Source organism: Streptomyces sulfonofaciens, assembly GCF_014656295.1.
Lineage (GTDB): Bacteria > Actinomycetota > Actinomycetes > Streptomycetales > Streptomycetaceae > Streptomyces > Streptomyces sulfonofaciens.
The window spans coordinates 541241-559840 of sequence record NZ_BNCD01000002.1 but is presented as its reverse complement, the minus strand read 5'-3'; the positions used below and the strand labels follow the sequence as shown (position 1 = coordinate 559840).

General features: G+C 73.7%; 14 protein-coding genes and 1 pseudogene. 12 read left to right on the top strand and 3 right to left on the bottom strand.

Annotated features, from left to right (window positions below; genetic code table 11):
• Positions 1-30: 30 nt before the first annotated feature.
• Together IE313_RS05360 and IE313_RS05355 are read right to left on the bottom strand one after the other, a co-directional pair.
• Positions 31-1629, bottom strand: a complete 1599-nt coding sequence (locus IE313_RS05360; RefSeq protein WP_189929716.1) for a thiamine pyrophosphate-dependent enzyme — start codon at positions 1627-1629, stop codon at positions 31-33.
• A 75-nt stretch (positions 1630-1704) separates the two neighbouring features.
• Entirely contained in the window at positions 1705-3237 is a 1533-nt protein-coding gene (locus IE313_RS05355) for an MFS transporter (RefSeq protein ID WP_189929715.1), read from the bottom strand.
• Positions 3238-3412: 175 nt separating this feature from the next.
• On the opposite strand from IE313_RS05355, the gene IE313_RS05350 reads away from it, so the two are divergent.
• Positions 3413-4237, top strand: a complete 825-nt coding sequence (locus IE313_RS05350) for an IclR family transcriptional regulator (protein WP_189929714.1) — start codon at positions 3413-3415, stop codon at positions 4235-4237.
• A gap of 18 nt (positions 4238-4255) precedes the next feature.
• Here the strand turns inward: IE313_RS05350 and IE313_RS05345 are convergent, their stop codons facing one another.
• Positions 4256-4855, bottom strand: coding sequence for a DUF1349 domain-containing protein (locus IE313_RS05345; RefSeq protein WP_229924389.1), 600 nt, complete (start codon positions 4853-4855; stop codon positions 4256-4258).
• Between the two features lie 312 nt (positions 4856-5167).
• On the opposite strand from IE313_RS05345, the gene IE313_RS05340 reads away from it, so the two are divergent.
• The 11 genes and pseudogenes from IE313_RS05340 to IE313_RS05290 all read left to right on the top strand — a co-directional run.
• Entirely contained in the window at positions 5168-7360 is a 2193-nt protein-coding gene (locus tag IE313_RS05340; RefSeq protein WP_373316918.1) for a DUF8189 domain-containing protein, read from the top strand.
• A gap of 232 nt (positions 7361-7592) precedes the next feature.
• A complete protein-coding gene (locus tag IE313_RS05335; protein ID WP_189929713.1) occupies positions 7593-8885 on the top strand; it encodes an ABC transporter substrate-binding protein in 1293 nt (430 codons plus the stop codon).
• Position 8886: 1 nt separating this feature from the next.
• Complete coding sequence (locus tag IE313_RS05330) at positions 8887-9816, top strand: carbohydrate ABC transporter permease (RefSeq protein ID WP_229924388.1); 930 nt, start codon at positions 8887-8889, stop codon at positions 9814-9816.
• The gene (locus IE313_RS05325) at positions 9816-10652 is read left to right on the top strand and encodes a carbohydrate ABC transporter permease (protein WP_189929712.1); all 837 of its coding nucleotides are present in this window, start codon (positions 9816-9818) and stop codon (positions 10650-10652) included. Before IE313_RS05330 ends, IE313_RS05325 begins: the two co-directional genes overlap by 1 nt.
• The gene (locus IE313_RS05320; protein WP_189929711.1) at positions 10649-12862 is read left to right on the top strand and encodes an alpha-galactosidase; all 2214 of its coding nucleotides are present in this window, start codon (positions 10649-10651) and stop codon (positions 12860-12862) included. The genes IE313_RS05325 and IE313_RS05320 overlap by 4 nt, the downstream gene beginning before the upstream one ends.
• A gap of 82 nt (positions 12863-12944) precedes the next feature.
• Positions 12945-13718: an SDR family NAD(P)-dependent oxidoreductase gene (locus IE313_RS05315; RefSeq protein ID WP_189929710.1), complete on the top strand. Its 774-nt coding sequence runs from the start codon at positions 12945-12947 to the stop codon at positions 13716-13718.
• 38 nt (positions 13719-13756) lie between these two features.
• Positions 13757-14494 carry a FadR/GntR family transcriptional regulator gene (locus IE313_RS05310; RefSeq protein WP_189929709.1) on the top strand — a complete coding sequence of 246 codons (738 nt, stop codon included), beginning with the start codon at positions 13757-13759 and terminating at the stop codon, positions 14492-14494.
• Entirely contained in the window at positions 14491-15636 is a 1146-nt protein-coding gene (dgoD, locus tag IE313_RS05305) for a galactonate dehydratase (protein ID WP_189929708.1), read from the top strand. The genes IE313_RS05310 and dgoD overlap by 4 nt, the downstream gene beginning before the upstream one ends.
• Positions 15633-16505 (top strand): hypothetical protein, encoded by an 873-nt coding sequence (locus IE313_RS05300; protein ID WP_373316917.1) that lies wholly within the window; start codon positions 15633-15635, stop codon positions 16503-16505. Before dgoD ends, IE313_RS05300 begins: the two co-directional genes overlap by 4 nt.
• A complete protein-coding gene (locus tag IE313_RS05295; protein WP_189929707.1) occupies positions 16502-17491 on the top strand; it encodes an SMP-30/gluconolactonase/LRE family protein in 990 nt (329 codons plus the stop codon). Before IE313_RS05300 ends, IE313_RS05295 begins: the two co-directional genes overlap by 4 nt.
• Positions 17492-17915: 424 nt before the next feature.
• Positions 17916-18596 (top strand): annotated as a pseudogene (locus tag IE313_RS05290) (glycoside hydrolase family 30 protein); the annotation flags it as partial.
• Between the last annotated feature and the right edge of the window lie 4 nt (positions 18597-18600).

Below are 18600 nucleotides of genomic sequence, written 5' to 3'. Positions count from 1 at the left end.
GGGCCGGGGGCGCCCGCGGTGGTGCCGGGCTCAGGGCTCGAACGCCGGGTCGGGTTCGACGGCGACGTCCAGCACCAGCGGGCGGGTGCGGGTCCGGAGCGTGGGGACGGCGGCGTCGAGCGCGGCGAGCAGCCGGCCGTGGTCGGTGATCCGCTCGGCGGGGCAGCCGAGCGATGTGGCGAGTCCGTGGACGCTGATGTCCTCGAAGCCGGGCCAGGGCCCCTTCCCGCCAGCCTTCTCGACGAGCCTGTCCATGATCGCGTAGCGGCCGTTGGAGAGGACGACGACGACCGCGCCGACGTCGTAGTGGGCGGCCGTCCACAGAGCCTGCACCTGGTAGAGCAGGGAGCCGTCGCCGAGGACCGCGACCACCGGCCTGCGCGGCTCGGCCATGCGCGCCCCGACGGCCGCCGGCAGTGCGAAGCCGAGGCCGCCCATGGCGGCGCTGAGGAAGCCGAGCGGTGCCCGGGCCGGCAGCAGGGCGTGCAGGTCGGGACGGCCGGACGGGGTCTCCTCGACGACCACGGTGTCGGCCGGCAGCCGTTCGGCGAGCGCGGTCATCACATGGGCGGTGCGCAGCGGCCCGCCGGCCGCCGGGGGCGCCGGGCGGGGCCGGGCGGGCGGCGGTACCGGGTCGGCGGCGCGCGGGGGGACCCGGGCGGCGAGCCGGGTGCAGAAGTCGGCCAGCGGGGCGAGGACGGCGAGTTCGACGGGGGCGCGGTGGGCCTCCGCGGGGTCGTCGGTGACCAGGGCGAGCCGGGTGCCCGGGTGCACCAGCGGGCCTTCGGCGTAGGCGTACTGGCGCAGTACCGGGGCGCCGATGGTGAGCACCAGGTCATGGGGCGCGAGCGCGGCGCGCAGCCGCCCGCGGTCGGCGGGCAGGTGGCCGGCGAAGAGGGCGTGGTCCTGCGGGAATCCGGCGCGGGCACCGAACGACTCCTGCCAGACGGGGCAGCCGAGCCGTTCGGCGAGCGCCACCAGCGCGCTCCAGGTGCCGGGGCTGTCGGCGGCGGCGCCCACCACCAGCGCGGGGGCGCGGGCGCCGGTGAGCAGGGCGGCCACCTCGGCGACGGACTCGGCGCGGGCCCCGTCGGCCGGGCGGAGCACGGCGGGGGCGGGGGCGGGCAGGTCCTCCGCGGGCTCCGCCCAGTCGTTCATCGGCACGATGACAAGCGCGGGACCGCGGCCGGTTCGCGCGGCGTGCACGGCGCGGCCGAGGGCGCCGGGCACGTCCTGGGCGCGCAGCGGGGTCTCCACGCGTACCGGGTAGTCGCCTGCCAGGGAGTCCAGCCGGCCGGTGAGGAAGGGTTCGTGGGCGAGGTGCCGACGGTCCTGCTGGCCGACGAGCACGACGAGCGGTGCGCGGTTGGCGCGGGCGGTGGCCAGTGCGCCGACGGCGTTGCCGAGGCCCGCCGTGGTGTGCAGGAGGACCAGGGCGGGTTCGTCGCGGATGACGGCCCAGCCGGTGGCCGCCCCGACGACCGAGCCCTCGTGCAGGGCGAGGACGAAGCGGAGGTCGTCCGGTAGGTCGGCCAGGAGCGGGATCTCGGTGGAGCCGGGGTTGGCGAACAGGGTGGTCAGGCCGTGCCTGCGCAGTTCGTCGAAGGCGGCGTCGCGGACAGTGCGCATATCTGTGGCAGTTCCTCGTTCCGTGGGTGGCGGGCCCGGCGGGAGCGGTCCGCCGGGCCCCGGGCGGCCGCGGGTTCAGGACGGGCTCTGCGCACGCCGGCCACGTACCTGGGACAGCAGCAGGAAGCCGGCCACGACGAGTGCGGCGTCCAGCCAGACGGCGGCGTTCCAGCCGCCGGTGGAGTCGCGCAGCACGCCGCCGATCGCCGGGGCCAGCACGGCGCCGGTCTCGCCGATCAGGTTCTGCATGCCGAAGGCGGACCCGCGCAGATCGGGCCTGGCCAGTTCGGCCGTGAGGGCGTGCCCGACGGGTTGCAGGGCGTTGAAGAAGAGGCTGGCGGTGAAGAGCAGCAGGCCCATGACCCACAGGGAGGGATGGTCGGCGGCGCTCAGGTACCAGGCGAAGGCGACGGTGAGGACGGCCTGGACGCCGGTGAAGGTCAGCATCATCCCCTTGCGCCCCCAGCCGCGGCGCAGGCCGTGGTCGGAGAGCCAGCCGCCGGCCGGGAAGCCGATGATGCCGGCCCCGGCGTTGAATCCGGCGGTCAGCGCCGAGCTGGCGAACGAGGAGTGGGCCGCGCCCGCGACGATGGACACCGACCAGAAGCTGAAGAACCAGAGGTTCCACAGGATGGCGATGTTGCAGAGGTAGATGAGGAACAGGTCTCGGTCCTTCAGCACGGGCCCGACCTCCTCGCCCTTGCGCAGGAGGACGAACAGCACCAGGCCGACGGCGAGCGCGACTTCCAGGACGGCGATCCACAGGTCGGACAGGCCCGCGGTGTCGCCGATGAGGTAGACCGCCATGATCAGGGCGAGCGAGACGGCCGCGTAGCCGCCCAGGTGCAGCGCCGCCCTGCCGACCGTGGCGGCCCTGAGATGGGCGCGGAAGGACCAGGCGACGGCGGCGGCCACCACCAGGGTGGCGGTGCCCAGCACCCAGAACGCCATCCGCCACGCCTCGATGTCGGACAGGAAGACCTTGCCGAAGTCGATGAAGTCGGGCGTGAAGATGGTGGCGATGGTGATGCCGATGGCGAGGCCCGTGATGCACACGCCCATGCCGAAGCTGCGGTCCTCGGGCGGGGTGGCGTCGGTGATCAGGGTGCGGTCGTTGGAGTAGAAGGCGCCTTCGCCGAGGCCGGTGGCCACGCGCACCACGATGAAGGCGATCAGCCCGCCGAGGAAACCGGTGAGCACGGTGGCCACGCCCGCCCACAGCAGGCTGACCACGATCACGGTGCGGTGTCCGTACCGGTCGCCGAGGTAGCCGCCGGGGAACTGGGTGAGCATGTAGCCCGCGAAGAACAGGCCGCCGATCAACCCGCCCAGGGAGTGCGGGTGCTCGGCGCCCGCCATGAAGCCGACGCCGTTGTCGATCATCCAGGTGACGACGGGGCCGGTGACCGAGCGGTCCGCGGCACTGACCGTCCAGCCGAGCAGGAGCAGCAGCCACAGCGTGTGCCAGGGCCTGGGGCGCCGACTGCCCGCCGGACCACCGGCGGCGGGCCGCGCGGTGCCGGGGGCCGGGGCACCTGGGGCGCCTGGGGCGCCTGGGGCGCCGGCTGCGGGCGGGGAAGCCGGGTTGTCACCCGGTACAGGCGTCATCGGGATCTCCTCGCTGGGGAACGGCGGCGGTCGGGGCCGGGGCGGCGCCGCGCCGCGATCCTCCACGGAGACGGGGCGCAGGCCGCGGAGGGGGAAGGGGCGACAAGGGCTCCGGCCGCGGCCAACGTACGGCCGTGCTTCGCCCCGTGGAATGGGTGAAACTAGAATTTCTGCTATGCCGAACAACCAGCCGAGGTCGCCGCGTTCGGGACCGCGCGGGAGCGGTACGGAGGACGTGTACGGCGCCGCCTCGGTCGCCAATGCGCTGCGCACCCTCGCGTACCTGGGCAGCAGGGACAGCGCCCGGGTGACGGACGTCAGCGATCTCCTGGGCGTCGCCAGGTCCACCGCCCACCGGCTGCTGCACACGCTGCGGCTGCACGGTTTCGTGGAGCAGGTGCCCGGGGGCCGCCAGTACCGGCTCGGGCCGGTGCTGCTGGCGCTCGCCGAGGGCCGGGCCGCGGTGGAGTCACGCAGCCGGATCGGCATCGCGGAACTGGTCCGCGTCGCCCGGCCGTTCCTGGAGCGGCTGCGTGACGAGGCGGCGGAGACCAGCAACCTGCTCCAGTTGGACGGCCCCGACGTGCTGTTCCTGGACGGCGTCGACGGCCCGCACCCGCTGCGCGTCGCGCCGCGCACCGGCGACCGGGTGCCCGCGTACGCGACCGCGGGCGGCAAGGCGCAGCTCGCGCAGCTTCCCGTGGAGGCGGTGCACCTGCTCTACCCGGCCGGCCTCGACCGGCTCACCCCGGCCACCCTCACGGACCTGGCCGAGCTGGACGCGGAGCTGGCGGTGGCCCGCGAGCGCGGGTACGCGCTGAACATCGACGAGAGCGTGACCGATGTGCACGGCTTCGGCGCGCCGGTGTCCGACCGGCACGGAGTGTGCGTCGCGGCGGTGACGGTCGCCGCGCCGAGCACCCGCGGCGGTGCGGGCCGCGCCGCCGAGCTGGCGCCGCTGCTGCGCAGGGCCGCGCAGGACATCACCGCACGGCTGTGAGGCCCTGCGCCGGGCCGCTCAGCCGTCGGTGAGGCGCAGGTCCGTGAACCACGCGGTGAACCCCGGCCCGTCGGGCGAGGCGCACATCGGACCCGCCTGGGCCTCTGCGTCCGGCGGGAAGTAGGCGAGGCGCAGCAGGGTGTCGGGCGCGGTGCCGCCCGTCCCGTAGCGCACGGTGACGGTGTCGCCGGAGCGCTGGAGTTCGATGGTGACCGGTGCGCGGGTGGGCGTGCTCCGGTCGAGCGGGACGACGTTCCAGTCGGAGACGTCGCGGGTGACGACGGCGCTCACCTGCCGCTGCCCGTCGACGTACTCGATACCGGTCTTGATCCAGTTCTTCTCGTCGACCCTGAGCAGCAGACCGGCCTGGTCGTACTGGGCGTGGTAGTCGCCGCTGAAGGTGGTCCGCAACCGGAATCCGGCGGGGACGGGGCGCAGCAGGGCGTGGCCCGAGTCGCGGACGAAGCCGTAGTGCGTGGTGTTCCAGAAGTCGCTGTCGGGTGCGGTGGTGATCTCCAGGGCGTCCTCGTCGGGCGTCCAGGCGGCCGGCGGATTGAGCCAACTCCACCCGGTGTAGCCGAAACAGGTCCGCGCAACCTGCTCGATGTTCCGCGTCACGGTCCCGCTCCCCCCTCGTCGCCCGCGGGGCCGGTCCCCTGCGGGCTGCTCCTGCCGGCGCTGCCCGCCCTCACTGTGCCAGACGGGCGCACCGCACCGGGAGCTGGGAGGCGTTCCGGGGCCCCCTCGCACCCAGGACTCCCCCGGCGCCGGGCCGTTCACCTCTCCAAAGAACTATAAGTTAATTATGAATAATCGTTGACACGTGTCTCTCGACTCGTCACAGTCGTCGCAGCGCCGGCCCGGTGCGCGGGACGCCGCCGCGCCGGCGCGACCCATTCCGATGCGCATGCCCACCACCGGGAGGCACCCGTGCGTTTGCGCACAGCGGGCACAGCCCGCACCCGAAGAAGTCGGCCCCACCGCTGGACGGCGGCCGCGACCGCGGCCCTTGCCGTGGCGGCCGTCACCGCGCCGTCCGCCGTGGCGGACGGCGGCACCGCGGCCGGCAGGGCGGCGGGCGGCCCGACCGGCGCCGACCAGGGCGCACCCGCTTACTACGACAGCGGCCTCGCCCGCACGCCCTACATGGGCTGGAACACGTACTACGGCCTGGGCGCGCCCACCGAGGACGCCGTGAAGGCGGTCGCCGACAAGCTCGTCTCCTCCGGTCTGCGGGACAGCGGGTACGACACCGTCTGGCTGGACGGCGGCTGGCAGGCGGACCAGCCCAGGAACGCCGAGGGCGAGCTGGTGGCGAACGCCGCCCGCTTCCCCTCCGGCATCCCCGCCCTGGTGTCGTACCTGCACCACCGCGGGCTCAGGGCCGGCATCTACACGGACGCGGGCGACTACGACGGCGGCAAGAGCTGCGGGCTCGGCAGCCGCGGCCACTACGACCAGGACGCCCGGCAGTTCGCCGACTGGAAGATCGACGCCATCAAGGTCGACTTCCTCTGCGGGATCGCCGAGAAGCTCGATCCCGGGCCCGCCTTCAAGGAGTTCAGCGCCGCGGTCGCAAGGACGGGGCGGCCCATGCTGCTCAACCTCTGCAACCCGCTCACGGACGACTGGGGCCTGCCGCACACCCCCGCGCAGGACGCCCACAACGCCTACGTCTACGGGCCCACCACCGCCGACTCCTGGCGCACCGGGACCGACCTGGCCTGGGGCACCCCGTCCCCGGGCGAGTGGCCCAACGTGCTGCGCGCCGTGGACGCCAACGCCTGGCACCCGGAGGCCAACGGCCCCGGCCACTACAACGACCCCGACTATCTGCTGCCCATGCGGGAACTGCCGGACGGCGGCGGCTACGAGCTGACGCAGGAGGAGTCCACCACCCAGCTCGTGATGTGGGCCGAGATGGCCTCGCCGCTGGTGATCGGCTCCGATCCGCGCACCCTTCCGCAGTCGATGATCGACACCCTGCGCAACCCGGAGATCCTCGGCGTCGACCAGGACCCGCTGGCCGTTCAGGGCGTGCGCGTCGCCACCGATGCGACCGGAGACGTCTACAGCAGGGTGCTGAAGGGCTCGGGGCAGCGGGCCGTGGTGCTGCTGAACCGCTCGGACCAGGCGGCGGAGCGCACCGTCCGGTTCGCCGACACCGCACTGGACGGACCGGTACGGGTCAGGGACCTGCGGGCACGTGAGGACCGGGGTGTGCACAGCGGCTCGTACACGGTGCGGGTGCCCGCGCACGGCACGGCCTTCCTGAAGCTCACCGGACAGGACGCGGCACCGGGCACGCCGCTCGCCGGACGCGCCTCGGCCGACCCGGCCCTGGTCCGCGACGGCGACGCGCTCACGGGGTTCTGGCGCGGCACGGACGGTGTGCTGTACCAGCAGCGCGGCCGGGACGGCACCTGGTCCGGCCCGGCGGTGCCGCTGGGCGGTCCGACCGGAGGGCGGATCCTGGGCCAACCCGCGGCGCTCGCCTCGGCAGGCGGCCGGATCGACGTCTTCGTGCGCGGTACCGACTCCGCGGCCTACCAGCGCACCTACGCGGACGGCAGGTGGGGCCGCTGGCAGCGGCTCGGCGGTACGCTCACGGACGCACCGAGCGTGGTCGCGGACGGCGCCGGGGGCTGGACGCTCTTCGGGCGCGGTTCCGACGGTCTCGTCAGCTCGCGCACCGCGACGTCCGGCTGGACGTCGCTCGGCGCACCGTCCGACGCACCGTTCTACGGCAGGCCCGCGGCGGCCGTGGACTCCGGAGGGCGGGTGCACCTCGCGGTGCGCACCCCCGACGACGCGGTGTGGACCCGCACCCGCAACGCCTCCGGCGACTGGTCCGACTGGTCGTCACTGGGCGGCACGGTCGGCGGCAGCCCGACCCTGGTGACGGCGGGGGACACCGTGCACCTGTACGCACGGGCCGGCGACTACACCCTGTGGCAGCGGACGCTCGGCGCCGACGGGACGTGGAGCGACTGGAGCAGGCGGGACGAGTTCCCGAGCGCGTCCTTCTCCGGTGCGCTCGGCGGCACGGCGGCGCCCGACGGCGAACGGGTCCTCGCGGCCTTCCGCGGTGTGGACGGACGGATCCACCAGACGGCGCTGTGACGCCGCGGCCGGTCCCGGGCGCCCCCGCCCGGGACCGGCCGCAGGGCCGGACAGGCCGACCCGGCCGACCTGCGAGGCCGGCCCGTCCAAGCACCTGACACCGAGTCAGAAAATAAATTACTAATTAATCTTGACGTTTTCGACCCCCTCCCACCAATCTGAGCACGCCGTAGACGAAAGCCCGGCCGTCAGGGGACCGGTGCTTCGCTCCGCGGACGCAGAGGAGTACCCCATGATCACATCCGACCCGTCCCGGCGCCGGTTCCTCGCGGGGCTCGGCGCCCTCGGTACGGCCGGCCTGATGTCCGGTTGCGTCACCTCGACGTCGTCGTCCGGCAAGGGCTCGTCCGGCGGTGCCGTCACCCTCCAGTCGAATCTCTCGGCGCCACAGGCGAAGACCGCGATGGAGAAGCTGGTCGCGGCCTACGGCAGGAGCGGCAAGCACACGGCCTCGCTCAACACCGTGGCCGCCGAGACCTTCCGCACCCAGCTCCCGACCTACCTGACCTCGGGGAACCCGCCGGACGTCTACACCTGGTACCCCGGCTCGGTCGCCGACGCCTACGCCTCGAAGAACCTGCTGCTCGACCTCGGAGACGTCTGGAGGCACTCGCCCGACCTGGCGAAGTACTCGGACGCGCTGAAGAAGCTGTGCACCTCGCGCGCCGGCAAGAAGGTCTTCGTCCCCACGAGCTATTACTGGTGGGGCATGTTCTACCGCAAGTCGAACTTCGCGAAGTGGGGCGTCAAGGAGCCCAAGACCTGGGACGACTTCCTCGGTGTGTGCGACACCCTGAAGTCGAAGGGGGTCGCCCCGATCGGCAACGGCATGGGCGGCAACACCGCCTGGATCGGCTCCGGATGGTTCGACTACCTGGACATCCGGATCAACGGTGCCGCCTACCACCGGGACCTGCTCGCCGGGCGCCACCGCTTCGACGACCCCGAGGTGCGCAAGGTCTTCGACCGCTGGAAGGAGGCACTGCCGTACTTCGATCCGGACGGCACCGCGATCCCCTTCCAGGACGCCACCACCAAGCTGCTCCAGGGCAAGACCGGCATGATGCTGATCGGCACCTTCTTCGCCGACTCGGCGCCCAAGGACGCCCTGGACGACATCGACTTCTTCCGCTTCCCGGTGATCGACCCCAAGGTGCCGCTGGCCGAGGAGGCGCCCACCGACGGGTACTTCGCCAGCGCCCACACGCACCGCAGGGCCCCGGTGGAGGACTTCCTGGCCTATCTGGCGACCGCCGAGGCCCAGGAGATCTACCTGAAGAACTCCTCCGGCACCGCGCTGCCCACCCACCCGGACGCCGCGGACAGCGGCACGGCACTGGTCAAGAAGGGCCGCAAGCTGGTCGAGGGGGCCGCCGACGTCACCCAGTTCTTCAACCGCGACTCCAGCGACGCCCTCCAGCCCAGCGCCGACAACGCCCTGACGAAGTTCCTCGACGAGCCGCGGCAGCTCTCGTCGGTCCTCACCGCCTGGCAGCGGGACGCCGAGAAGATCTGGGGGAAGTGACGTGGCCGTGCTCACCGCCACCGGAGATCGCTCCGGCAGCCGTGACGCCTCCCGCGCCAGGCGGCGCGCCACCCGCGTGCCGCCGGTCGTCCTCGCGTTCGTGCTCGTACCGCTGCTGGCCGAGGCGTTCTGGGTGTTCTGGCCCGCGCTCCAGGGCTTCTACCTGTCCCTGACGTCCTGGGACGGCGTGTCGGCACCGCGGTTCATCGGGCTCGGCAACTTCCAGGAGATGCTGCACGACGCCGTGTTCCGCACCGCGCTGCTCGACACGGTGCTCTGGCTGGTGCTGTTCGGCGGCCTGTCCGCCGTCCTGGGCCTCGGCGCCGCCCTGCTGCTCCAGCAGGAGCGCCGCGGTGTCGGCTTCTACCGCGCCGCGCTGTTCCTGCCGGTGGTCTTCTCGCTGGTGGCCACCGCCCTGGTGTGGCAGGCGCTGTACCAGCCGGACGGCGTGATCAACCAGATCCTGGGCGGCGTGGGCCTCGGCGGTCTCAGACACGCCTGGCTCGCCGACCGGAGCACCGCCCTGTACGCCGTGATCGTGCCCGCGCTGTGGCGTCAGATCGGGTATGTGATGGTCCTCTACGTCGCCGGGCTCAAGGGCATCGACCCGGTGCTCTACGAGGCGGCGAAGGTGGACGGCGCCACCCGCTGGCAGCAGTTCCGCAACGTCACGCTGCCCCAGCTCCGCAGCGTCAACGCGGTCGTGCTGTCGGTGATCGTCATCGACTCGCTGCGCTCCTTCGACGTGGTGTGGTCCCTCACCCGCGGCGGCCCCTACCACTCCTCAGAACTGCTGAGCACCTACATGTACTCCACGGCCTTCCAGTCACTGCGCCTCGGGTACGGCTCGGCGCTCGCCGTCGTCATCTTCGTGCTGGCCTTCGGGGTCATCGCCTCGTACCTCGTGCGCGCCTTCAAGGAGGCCGACTGATGAACGCCCTGAGCAGGCGGCGGTGGGCCACCGCCTCCTTCCACGTGAGCGCGGGCGGCCTGTCGCTGCTGTGGCTGCTGCCGATCGTCCTGGTCCTGGTCACCAGTGTGCGGTCCTTCGACGACATCGCCGCGCACGGCCTCGGCTCGCTGCCGCACTCCTTCACGCTGGCGAACTTCGGACAGGCATGGTCGGACGGCGGCCAGCAGCGCGCCCTCATCAACAGCCTGCTGGTCACCGTGCCCTGCGTGCTCGTCACGCTGGCGCTGGCCGCCATGGCGGCCTTCGCGCTCAGCCGCTACGCGCTGCCGCTGCGCCGCACCCTGCTGCTGGTGATGCTGGGCGGCAACCTGCTGCCACCGCAGATCCTGCTGATCCCGGTGAACAAGCTGACGGAACTGACCGGTCTGTACGACTCCCTCACCGCCCTGGTGCTGGTCCAGATCGGCTTCGGGGTGGGCTTCTACGTCTTCGTCCTGCACGGCTTCATGCGCGCGATCCCCGCCGAGATCCAGCAGGCGGCGGTGATCGACGGCGCCTCGCCGCTGCAGATCTTCTGGCGGATCATCCTGCCGCTGGCCCGGCCCGCGCTGGCCGCGCTCAGCGCGCTGTCGTTCACCTGGGTCTTCAACGACCTGCTGTGGGCGATCACCGTCCTGCGGTCGGACGCCAAGATGCCGATCACCGCGGCGCTCATCGGCCTCCAGGGCCAGTACGTGTCGATGTGGAACGTGATCGCAGCCGGTTCCGTCATCGCCGCCGCCCCGACCGTGGCCGTGTTCCTGCGGTTCCAGCGGCACTTCGTGGCGGGCCTCAACCTGGGAGCAGTGAAGTGACCCCGCCCGCGGCGGCCCGGGGGGCCGCCACCCGCGATCCGAGCGCCCCGCGGCGCTGGACGCTGACCACCGACACCACCTCCTACACCGTCGTCCTGCCCTCCCACGGCCGCTGGGCGGAACTCGCGTCCTGGGGCCCGCTCGGTGTGGAGGAGGGTCCCGACCCGCTGGACTGGTCGCGGCGCACCCACTTCCTCACCCCGGCCGACGCCGCCCCCGCCGAGTACCTTCCGCAGGGCCTGCGGCCCTTCACCGGCGCCGACCTGGTGGCAGGGGCAGCGGGCCGGGAGCGGGGCGTGTGGTGGGAGTTCGAGGAGGCCGGCTTCACCCCGACCGGGCCCGGCCGCCCCGGCACGCTGCGGCTCGCGTTCGCCGACGAGGTGCTCGGACTGCGGGCCGAGCTGTGCTACGAGACGGTGCCCGGCACCGATGTGATCCTGCGCTGGACCGAACTGACCTGCACGGGCGAACAGGAACTGCGCCTAGACCGGCTGGACTCCGGCGCCGTGACCGTGCCCCTGACCGGCACGGCCAGGCTCGCCTGCCTGTCCGGCCAGTGGTCGCAGGAGTTCCAGCTCACCCCCGTCGACCTGCCCCGCGGCCGATTCGAGATCGGGTCCACGCAGGGCGTGCCCGGTCATGCGTACGCGCCGTGGCTCGCCGTCCAGGACGGCGCCGACACCGCGGGTCCCGCGGGCCCTGCCCACACCGCCTGCCCCACCTACGGCATCGCCCTGGCCTGGCCCGGCAACTGGCACATCACGGCCGACGCGGAGCCGGGCGGGTCGGTACGGGTGCGTGCGGGACGGGTGCCGCACGAGGGCTCGGTGCCGCTCGCCCCCGGCCGGGCGCTGAGCACGCCCAAGATGGCCTGCGCGTTCAGCCCGGACGGCCTGGACGGCCTGGCGCGCGTCTGGCACCGCTACGAGCGGGTCCTCGCCGGCGAGCGACTGCACCGGCCCCGTCCCGTGCTCTACAACTCCTGGGAGGCGACCGGGTTCGACGTCGACGCGGACAGCCAGCTCCGGCTGGCCGAGGCCGCCGCCGAGCTCGGCGCCGAGCTGTTCGTCGTGGACGACGGCTGGTTCGTCGGCCGCGGCGACGACACCGGAGGGCTCGGCGACTGGCACCCCGACGCCGCGTCGTTCCCGGACGGCTTCGACGCCTTCGTCGGGCAGGTGCGCGCGCTCGGGCTCGACTTCGGCCTGTGGGTGGAGCCCGAGGCCGTCAGCCCCGCCTCCCGGCTGTACGCCGAGCACCCCGAGTGGGTGTACCGGATCGAGGGTCGCGAGGCGACGCTGGTACGCAACCAGTTGCTGCTCGACCTCGGCCGCGAGGACGTGCAGGAGTTCGTGCTCGACACCCTCGACAGGCTGCTCGGCTCGTACGACATCGGCTACCTCAAGTGGGACATGAACCGCCCGCCGACCGAGCGCGGCCGTCCCGGTGCCGGCCCGGCCGACCGGCTGGACCTGGACGCCGCGCACGTCGCCGGGTACCTGCGGGTGCTCGACCACCTCCGCGCCGCCCACCCCGGGGTGACCGTGGAGGGCTGTGCGGGCGGCGGCGGCCGGATCGAGCACGCCACCCTGGCCCGTACCGACGTGGTGTGGCCGAGCGACAACACGGCGCCGCTGGACCGGCTCGCCATCCAGTACGGCTTCCTGCACGCGCACGCCCCGCACGTGATGAGCTCCTGGGTCACCGACGCACCCGGCGTCTTCGACCCGCGCCCCCGCTCGCTCGCCTTCCGCTTCGTCACCGCCATGGCGGGCGTGCTCGGCATCGGCGCCGACATCCGGACCTGGACGCCGGCACAGCGCTCCGAGGCGGCCGCCTGGGTGGCCCGTTACAAGGCTGTCCGCGACGTCCTGCACCACGGCGAGGTCCATCTGCTGGGCAGCCCGGCGGACGCGACGTGCGGGGTGCAGTACGAGGAGGACGGCGGCGGGCGCGTCGTGGTCACCGCCTGGAGCACCGGACGGCTGGACGGCGCGCCACTGGTACCGGGCCGCCCGGCCCGCCTGCGGCTGCGCGGGCTCGACCCGGCCGCCCGGTACACGGACCAGGCCACCGGCACCGCCTACCGCGGCGCCCACCTGCTGCACGCGGGCCTGCCCTTCGCCTGGAGCGCCCGGTACGACGCCGAACTCGTCGTGCTGGCACGCCAGGAGGGCGGCGGCGACCGCCCTGCACACGAAACCCCGTAAATAACATGGACCGGGGCGAGCGCCGCCCCGGCACCGCCGCGTCCGGCACCCCGGCACTCACCTCCAGGAGTGGACCCCCCTCATGAACCATCCCCCACAGCCGCCCGGCGGCCGTTTCGCCGGCCGCGTCGCCGTGGTCACCGGTGCGGCCTCGGGCATCGGCGCCGCCACCGCGCGGCGGCTCGCCCGCGAGGGCGCGGCGGTGGTCGTCACCGATGTCGCCGCCGAGCGCGGCGAGCAGGTGGCCGACGACATCCGCGCCGGCGGCGGGCAGGCCCGGTTCGTCGCGGCGGACGCCGCCGACACCGCGGACTGGGAGCGGGTCATCGCCGCCGCGCACGCCTTCGGCCGGGTCGGGGTGCTGGTCAGCAACGCGTACACGGTCGAGGTGCTGCCCGCGCACGAGATGACGCTCGCCTCCTGGGAGCGTCAGATGTCCGTCAATCTCACCGGTGCCTTCCTCGGCTTCAAGGCGGCCCTGCCCGACCTGCGCGAGGAGGCCGGGGCGGTGGTGCTCACCTCGTCCGTGCACGCCCGTATGGGCCTGCCCGGGCGGCCCGCGTACGCCGCGTCGAAGGGCGCGCTGTTGTCGCTGAGCGGTCAGCTCGCCGTCGAGTACGGGCCGCACGTCCGGGTCAACGCGGTGCTGCCGGGACCGATTCTGACCGGTGCCTGGGACGGCATCTCGGAGTCGGACCGGGCACTCAGCGGTTTTGCCACCGCGCTGGGCAGGCTGGGACGGCCCGAGGAGGCGGCGGCCGCGATCGCCTTCCTCGCCTCGCCGGACGCCTCCTTCGTCACCGGGGCGAGCCTGCTCGTCGACGGCGGCTGGAGCGTCGCCAAGGCCTCGTCCTGAGCGCCGCACACCTCATCAGGAGAAAGGCAGGAACCGACATGTCGCCATACGCGCGCCGCGGGGTGCACGGCCAGACCGTGGAGACCCTTGCGCGCCGGGTGCTCAGCGGCGAGTTCCCGGAAGGAGCGACGCTCGATCTCGTGGCGCTCCAGAGCGAGCTGGACGTCAGCCTCACCGCGCTCAGGGAGTCCCTGAAGGTCCTGGCGGCCAAGGGCATGGTGGACGCCCGGCAGAAGCGCGGCACCTTCGTCAGGGCCCGCTCCGACTGGAACCTCCTCGACGCGGACGTGCTGCGCTGGCGGTTCGCCGAGGGGGCCGCCTCCGAACCGGACTCCGTGCTGCTGCACAACCTCGACGAGGTGCGGGGCATCGTCGAACCCGCCGCGGCCCGGCTGGCCGCCGAGCGGCGCACCGGGGCCGACCTGGCGGCGCTGGAGGCGGCGCTGGAGGCGATGGGCGAGGAAGGCGGCACACCGCACCACGCCGTCGAGTCCGACCTCGCCTTCCACCGCGCCCTGCTCACCGCCACCCACAACGAACTGCTGGAGCGCATGGAGATGGTGATCGAGTCCGGCCTGGCGCACCGCGACCGCCTGGTGCACAGCACCGGCCACGCCGACGACCCGGTGCCCAGTCACCGTGCGGTGCTCGACGCCGTGCGCGCGGCGGACGCGGCGGGTGCCGAGCGCGCCATGCGGGCCCTGCTGGTCCAGGCCCTGCGCGATGTGGACCGGGTCAGGGACTCCGTCGAGGGCCCGGCCGGTGACGGCAAGTGAGGATCACCCGGATCGAGACGTTCCTGGTGCCGCCGCGCTGGCTGTTCTGCCGGGTGGAGACGGACGAGGGCGTGACCGGCTGGGGCGAGCCGGTCGTCGAGGGCCGCGCGGAGGTGGTCCGCGCGGCGGTGCAGGTGCTCGCCGAGTACCTCGTCGGCCAGGACCCGCTGCGCGTCCAGGACCACTGGCAGGTCCTCAGCAAGGGCGGCTTCTACCGGGGCGGCCCGGTGCTCTCCAGTGCCGTGGCCGGGCTCGACCAGGCGCTGTGGGACATCGCGGGCAAGGCGTACGGGGCACCCGTGCACGCCCTGCTGGGCGGTCCCGTGCGGGACACCGTGCGGGTGTACGCGTGGATCGGCGGCGACGAGCCGGGCGAGCTGCGCGAGCAGGCGGCGGAGCAGGCGGCCGCCGGCTTCACCGCGGTCAAGATGAACGCCGCGGGGCGCACCCCGGCGCTGACCTCGCCCGCCGAGACCGCCGCGGTGGTCGAGCGGATCGCGGCCGTGCGCGAGGTGCTCGGACCCCACCGGGACGTCGCGGTGGACTTCCACGGCCGCTTCACGCCCGCGAGCGCCCGCCGGGTGCTCGCCGAGCTCGCCCCATTGCACCCGCTGTTCGCCGAGGAGCCGCTGCTGCCCGACCAGGGCCATCTGCTGCCTGCCCTGGTGGCCGCGAGCCCGGTGCCGATCGCCACCGGCGAGCGGCTCTACGGCCGCGGCGAGTTCCTGCCCGCGCTCACCGCGGGAATCGCCGTCGCCCAGCCGGACCTGTCGCACGCGGGCGGCATCTCCGAGGTGCACAGGATCGCCTCGCTGGCGGAGACCTTCGGCGCCCAGCTCGCCCCGCACTGCCCGCTCGGCCCGATCGCGCTGGCCGCCAGCCTGCAGATCGGATTCGCCACCCCGAACTTCCTCATCCAGGAGCAGAGCCGCGGCATCCACTACAACAAGGACGCGGACCTGCTGTCGTACGTCGTCGACACCGAGCCGTTCCGCTTCGTCGACGGCCTGGCGCGGCGGAGCACCCTGCCGGGCCTCGGCGTCATCGTCGACGAGGAGGCGGTGCGGGCCGCGGACCGGCGGGGCCACGCCTGGCGCAACCCGGTGTGGCGGCACCCCGACGGCTCCTTCGCCGAGTGGTGAGCGGGCCCGCACCCGACGGGGTGCTGCGGATCGTCACCGACCCGGCGCACGGCGGCCGGTGGACCTCGCTGAGCGCCCACGGCCGGGAATGGCTCTGGCGGCGGCCCGAGCCGCGCCGGGCCCGGGTCGCACCGGGTGACGCGTTCGCCGACGCGGGCGGTCTGGAGGAGTGCCTGCCGACGGTCCGCGGCACACCCGACCACGGCGACGCCTGGTCGCGGCCGTGGACACGGGAGGGCGACGCGGAGACGGTCTCCTGGCCCGGCTTCCGCCTCACCCGCCTGATCCGCACCGAGGGCGACACGGCCGTCGTCGACTACAGGTTGCGGGCGCGGCCCGGCCGCCGGTTCCTCTGGGCCGCGCACGCGCTCCTCGGACTGTCGCAGGAGGCACGCCTCGTCGCTCCGGCCGGGGTCCGGGTGCGCCTGCACCCGGAGGCGGCGCCGCTGCTCGCCGCCCCCTGGCCGGCCGGCGCGCCGTGGGTCACCGGGGACTGGCCGGCGCCGTGCGGGCTGCGCCTGGACCGTTTCGGGCCGGACGACGGCACCGCGGTCGGCGCGGTGCTGGACACCGCGGCGGCCGAGGTGCACGACGGCCCGGACGTCCTGCGGATGACGGTGAGCGCGCCGGGGCAGCCGATCGGGATCGCGCTCTGGCGCAACCTGGGCGGCTTCCCCGCCGTGGCGCCGTACCGCAGTTGCGGTGTGGAGCCGATGCTCGGCCGCTGCTTCGCGCTCGGGGACGCGGCGGAGGGCGACGCGGCGGTGGTTCCGCCCGGTGGCGAGGCGCGCTGGCGGCTGACGCTGACGGCCCTGCGCCGCACCGCCGCTCCCCCTCTCACCGGTACAGGAAGGAACCCACCCCCATGACGGACCAGCCAGACCAGCCCGGCCAGCCCGACCGGCGCGAGCGGGCCGCAGAGCCCGGGCAGGCCGCACGGCACGAGCACGTCACACGGCACGAGCACGCCGCACAGGCAGAGCAGGCCGCAGAGGCAGAGCTGCGACCGCTGTGGTCCGACCGTCTGGAACTCGGCGAGGGCATCCGCCAGGTGGCCGGCCGTATCGTGCTCACCGACATACTCTCCGGCCGGCTGCTCGGGGCGCCCGAGGGGGTCGGGCAGACGCTGGAGCTGCTGGCCCGGCTGCCGGTGCCGCTGGGTGCGGTGGCGCCGGTGGCCGGGCGGCCCGGGCACTGGATCGGCGCGGCCGGCACCGGTGTGGCACTGATCGGCCCGGACGGCGGCACCGACTGGCTGGCCCGGCCCGCCGAGGGCGCGCCGGTGCGCTCGCGCATGAACGACGGCGCGGCCGACCCGGAGGGCCGGTTCTGGGCGGGCAGCATGGCCTACGACGCCACGCCGGACGCCGGAGCACTGTACCGGGTGGATCGCGACGGGGCGGTGCACCGGGTGCTTGACGGCATCACCGTCCCCAACGGCCCGGCCTTCACGGCGGACGGCACCGCCATGTACCTGGCGGACAGCGCACGCGGGCTCATCCGGCGGTACCCGCTCGACCCTGCGTCGGGCGAGCTGGGTGAGGGCACGGTCTTCACGGCGCTCGGCGGGGGCAGCCCGGACGGCATGGCCATCGACGAGGCGGGCGGGCTGTGGTGCGCGGTCTGGGGCGCGGCCGAGGTGCGCCGCTACCTCCCGGACGGAACGCTCGACCGCGTCCTGACGCTGCCGGCCGCACAGCCCGCGGGGGTCTGCCTGGGCGGCCCCGACGGCCGCTCCCTGTTCGTCACCACCGCCCGCATCGGCCTCACGTCCCCGGGGCCCCTGGACGGTGCCGTGTTCACCGCCCGCGTCGGGACACCGGGCCTGCCGGTGTCCTGCTACCGGCCGCTGTAGGACTGGCCCGCGGCCGCGGCGCGGGCGTACGGCCCGGCCGGGGGCGCGGCGTACGGCCCGGCCGGGGGCGCGGCGTACGGCCCGGCCGTGGCGGCCCCGGTGCGGCCAAGAGCCGGGTGCCCGGCTGCCGCAGACCGCACTTTCCGATGCCGTGTCACACCGTGCGTCACACCAGACACACCACATCTTCACCGTTCGAAGGAATGGTGTTTCCCGACGGTCAGAGCACGGCCATTGGTGCGTACCTATTGACGAGACATGTTCAACTCCCGAAGCATGAGGCCGAGACACCGGCCGCGACCTTCCGGCCGGGCCGCATGTGCGGGTGTGCGCGACGCCTGGCCTCATCGGGGACCGGTGTGCCGGGCGACCCGCCCGCGTACCAGGAAGGCATCCCCCCACGATGCAGAGCCAAAGACGCGGCGCCGCTCAGGGCCCGGACGACCCCGCGGTGCGCAGCCAGCCCAACTTCGGCGGCATGGCCTGGCACGGCTACGAGGGCGACGTCACTGAGCAGTCGGCGGTCCACGACAGGTACCCCGGCCTCGGTGTCTTCGGGACCGAGCACTCCGGTGGCACCTGGATCGCCGACCAGCAGCAGGAGGACATGCGCAACCTCATCGACTACACCCGCAACTGGGCGAGCAGTTGGGTGAAGTGGTCCCTGGCCGTCGACCAGAACGGCGGCCCGCACAACGGCGGCTGCGGCACCTGCACCGGGCTGATCACGGTGCACAACGGCGACGACCGCTCCGGCCAGGTCGACTACACCATCGAGTACTACACGATGGGCCACCTCACCAAGTTCGTGAAGCCGGGTGCGCACCGCATCGACTCCACCGCCGACTCCTCGGTGATGAACGTCGCCTGGCAGAACCCGGACGGCAGCAAGGTGCTCATCGCCTACAACAACACCGGCTCCACCCGGACCGCCGACGTCGGCTGGAACGGGGAGCACTTCACCTACGACCTTCCGGCCGGCGCGTCGGCCACCTTCACCTGGGGCGGGCCGGCCTCGGCCGCCGGCCACGCCCCGGACGGCACCCCGGCGGGCCGCACGGCCATCGCCGCGGAGGCCGCCCTGTCCCCCCACAACAAGAGGTGAGCAC